This window comes from Chamaesiphon sp. (genome assembly GCF_041738855.1).
Lineage (GTDB): Bacteria > Cyanobacteriota > Cyanobacteriia > Cyanobacteriales > Chamaesiphonaceae > Chamaesiphon.
This window is the reverse complement of record NZ_JBGSPA010000107.1, coordinates 1-4,438: the sequence shown is the minus strand read 5'-3', so window position 1 is coordinate 4,438 and position 4,438 is coordinate 1. Positions and strand designations below refer to the sequence as shown.

Below are 4,438 nucleotides of genomic sequence, written 5' to 3'. Positions count from 1 at the left end.
GATTAGAAATCTTGCTTGTATCTCCTTTGAGCTTAACTAAAAATTATCATTGGCGATCGTCGCTAGACGACGCGCTTCGAGTGAGCGTGCTTCGAGATTCGCTCACTCGATCGTATGACTTATTCAGCAAGCCCTAACTACTTGTAAAATAGTTGGTATTAAAGATGTTGCGGAAATTTAGTCCGGCACGGAAGTCGTTGCGTTCATAAAAAACGGCGGCATCAGCACGTAGATAGCTAGGTAATTCTAAAGTATTTGCTAAATCTGCGGCTCTTTCCCCCGTATAGTACAAGCCTAACCCAAAGCCTAATCCCTGCAAATTACCTGTTTGGAATTTGTAAGTCGTCCACAGATTGAGTGAGTTTGCTGGAGCAGAAAATAACCGATTACCCACCGGAATTGCATTATCTCTGGTGACTCTGGCATCATTAAAAGCATATCCACCAATTACGTTCCATCCAGGTAAGATCTCACCGCTGACATCTAGTTCGATGCCTCGACTTCTTTGTTCTCCAGTTTGAATCGAAAAGTTAGCATCAGTTGGATCGGGTGTTGTGACATTAGAACGAGTCAGATCGTAGAAAGAAAGGTTTGCAAAAATCTTGTTAGTTAAATCGTATTTAACACCTACTTCATACTGGGTTCCCATTTCTGGTTGAAATACAGAGCCAGTTGCAGATCTGCCGATCGTCGGAGCAAAAGAACGAGCAAAATTAGCATATACAGACATTGGTGGGATCGGTTGATACACAACCGCTACCCGTGGACTAAATGCAGTGTTTGATTGACTGGTTGTTGTGTTGGCTAATCGATCTGTTTTCCGCTCTTCTAGTAAATCTAGTCGTCCGCCGACCAGCAGTTTTAGATTATTTGTGAGATTAACTTGGTCTTGAAGATAGACACCCACCGTCTCTTGATTGGTGAAGCTGATAAAGTTACGACCAGTAGAGACAACATTGTTATTATATTGTGGGCTGAAAATATCGACTGAGGCAGCAGGAATTCCAAATTCAAAGTTGAGATCGGTTGTATTGCGACTCAAACTAAAGCCAGCTAGAAATTGATGGTCGATCGATCCAGTGCTGAATTTACCAATTAGACTTGTATCTAAATAGTAAAAATCATAGAATTGACTGCCGATCGTCGCAGTGCGATTTAGCGTGCGATTATCGGCAGCTAAACCAGCAGAAGAAAAATCAGGAGATCCATTACGATCGTCGTCATCGTAATACACATAGCGAAAGGCATTGCGAATCTTCAAGTTTTCGTTAAATCGATGTTCTAATGTATATCCAAATCTGCCATTGACTGTCAGGTTATCGGTTACAGGGCCTATTAAATTAAAGTTGCGGCTGAGGTTTCCGTTGGGGTTTGGTAACACAGTACCGAGTGCTGGCACTCCTGGCGGTGTTTGACCATTGCGCTCCTGAATATTGACATCGCCCTCTATTGCTAGATCCGTATTTTTACCCAGACTAATAGTAACAACAGGAGCAATAGAAAACTTTCTAGATTGATTGAAGTCAATAAAACCATCAGTAGTCCGATAACCAGCATTGAAGCGGTAAAGAGCCGTTTTAGACTCGTTCAGTGGCCCAGAGGCATCGATCGATCCTTGATAGTCATTGAAACTACCAATTGTCGTACTCAAGTCATAAGCCGGATCGCGGAGCGGCTGTTTAGTCACAAAGTTAACAGTACCACCGATGCCACTGAATGAAGTCGAACCATACAAAACGGAGGCTGGCCCTTTGAGCACTTCTAACCGTTCGACATTGACAAAGCCGCCATCGGAGGAAATTTGGGGATCGGGGAGTCCATTGACGAGCGAGTTACTATAACTTTCAAAGCCTCGGATGGTAAAGTAGTTTCTACCACCAGTAGCACCATCACTAATTGCGGTTACGCCGCTGACGTTTTCCAATCCATCGGTAATACTTCTGGCTTGGCGATCTTTTAACACCTCTGGTGGCACGATCTGAATCGACTGGGGCACATCTTTAATCGGTGTATCGGTTCTAGTTCCTGTCGTCGTATTGTTGGGTAATTGATAACCGCGCCGATTTCTCAAGCCAACTACATTAATCTCGATCTCCGGCTCATTCCCTGCTTGAGCAGTCGGCTCTACTGGAGTCGAGCTAATTGTCAACCCACGATCGATCTCCACCGCCTGAGCCGTAGGTATGCCCTCAGTTCCCGCAATCGTCACCCGCACCGAGTCAGGAGTCAGTTGGGTGACTACCACACTGACAATCCCCGTCGTCGGATTTTCAGCCCGAAATTCTTTGCTCCCAGTTAGCGACAGCACCGCATTGGGAATATCGATATAAGTAGTGCGATCCTGAGTCCCCGTAGTCGTCGGCGCGAGTTTACCCGTCACCGTTTCTAAAATTACTTCGACCCCTTTAGCGGTAGTTTGCAGCCGCACATTACTAATCTGAGTGCGATTTGACTGAGCCACCATCTGGATTGGGGCGATTCGATCGGACACTTCCCCCGCCCTACTGGGCAACACCGCAAACATCAACCAACCCGACAGTCCCAAGACTGTGACTAATTGCAACTTAAATGATGACTGCCAAATGCTCATAATCTTACTCAGTGAAGTGTAGCGACTTAAATTTATTGAGAATAAGTCTTAAAACTGCCCTGAGTTTATAGCATTCAATAATCGTCCTTCAACCCCGAACCGGACTCATCCCCGCGAACCGGACTTTTTGCCCATTAAACAGGCTTGGGGGGTAATGCCAAACTGACGTTTGAATGCTTCCCCAAAGTGTGATGGATTGGTATAACCGACGCGATTGGCAATTTCTGCCACAGTGACATTACCCAATCTCAACAGTTGCTCTGCCAACTCCATCCGGTGTTGAGTAAGATAACCAAAGACTGTCGTATCAAAGATATCCCGAAAGCCCCGCCGGAGGGTGCGATCGCTCAATCCTACTTGCTGGGCTAATTCTAAGGCTGATGGCGGATGTTCTAGGCGCGATCGCAAAATATCTCGTGCGGCATACAATCGCGAGAGCGTCTGTGCTTTCATCTGTGGCAGTGGTTTCGAGCTGCTGCGCTCGGCGATGATCGGTGCTAAGATTGACGCGACTAATTCTGGGACTTTACCTTGGAGGTACAACCGTTTTGCCGCACCCTGATAAGGACAAAAGACGATATCGTGGGCGATGCGCTGAATCTCTAAATTGGTTTGTGGATAGATTAATGTTTGCCAATCGTTACCCCTAACCAAAAATTCTAACTCTGAAGGTAGCTCTCCCCGATCGTCAGCGAAAAGACTCTTGAAGTAATCTGGAGTCATTTCTACATCGACGACAACACAAGATCGATCGCGATAATATGTGCTACCCATCCGCTGTTGGATGCCACTACCAGAAATTATCGTGTGTCCATCGCCCCAAACACCCCCATAGCTATCGACAATTTTGCTAGACAGCATGACCCCAAATTGGACTGGATGATCCTGCTCTGGAGCTTCAACCTGGAAATCTCGATGATACGAATGGTCACAAATCGATAGTTCGCAATTGGGGTGTAGTTGGACTGTGTAACTAGATCCTCTACCCAGATATGTGGGTACTACCCACCTCTGGCTCCCCACCTCGCGATCGTAGTATGGCGGCGTGTCCGCTGCGGCTTCATTCCAGAGTTCGTCTTCTTCTTTACAGGTCAGTTTGATGGTCATCGCGATCGAACTTAAATGCTAATTATTATCATTAGTATAAACCGATCGACGTTGGGTATGGGATCGATTTGCCATTGATGACGTTACCCGAACGAGTTGAAGACTTGGAGCAGTAGCTAGATCGATTCGACCGGATTTGGGTTGCTACTGACAGTCAGTTAGACGCTAGAAATTATCTTTTATTACACGATGTTTTGGCTGCCCATCCGATTGAGGTTGTCAATGGACTGCCTGTTGTTGACGAGCATCTACGCTGGCAAGGATGCGAAATTCTTTTAACGACTTTGACAATAATTTACTTTGGTTAAACAGAGGTTAATTGCCTGTACACGATCGAGCGATACCAAGTCACTTAATCCATGCTATGGTTGAGATTAATTGCCGATAATCATTCTCATAATTAATTCATGCTAGAAATTCAGCAATTAGCTGTTAATTACCGTGGCGTACGTGCTTTAGAGCAAATTGACTTTCGGATCGAGCCAGGTGAATTAGTGGGGCTAATTGGGCCGAATGGAGCGGGTAAGAGCACATTACTCAAGGCGATGTTGGGATTAATTCCAACTGCACATGGCACGATAAAATATTGTAATTGTCCCCTGTGTCAGCATTTGGAACGGGTGGCATATGTGCCCCAGAGATCGCAGGTGGATTGGGATTATCCGATTACTGCCCAGAATGTGGTGATGATGGCGCGTACCCGCCAACTAGGCTGGTTCCGGCGTCCAGGTGCCGCAGCGA

At 46.0% G+C, this 4,438-nt stretch carries 3 protein-coding genes; 1 reads left to right on the top strand and 2 read right to left on the bottom strand.

The features are described from left to right. Positions 1-133: 133 nt before the first annotated feature. Positions 134-2,590 (bottom strand): TonB-dependent siderophore receptor, encoded by a 2,457-nt coding sequence (locus ACEW9I_RS09955; RefSeq protein WP_373540190.1) that lies wholly within the window; start codon positions 2,588-2,590, stop codon positions 134-136. Between the two features lie 105 nt (positions 2,591-2,695). Then, positions 2,696-3,697 carry a helix-turn-helix transcriptional regulator gene (locus tag ACEW9I_RS09950; protein ID WP_373540189.1) on the bottom strand — a complete coding sequence of 334 codons (1,002 nt, stop codon included), beginning with the start codon at positions 3,695-3,697 and terminating at the stop codon, positions 2,696-2,698. 407 nt (positions 3,698-4,104) lie between these two features. Between ACEW9I_RS09950 and ACEW9I_RS09945 the strand changes: the two genes are divergently transcribed. Beyond that, the coding region (locus ACEW9I_RS09945) for a metal ABC transporter ATP-binding protein (RefSeq protein WP_373540188.1) at positions 4,105-4,438 on the top strand (334 nt) is incomplete at its 3' end.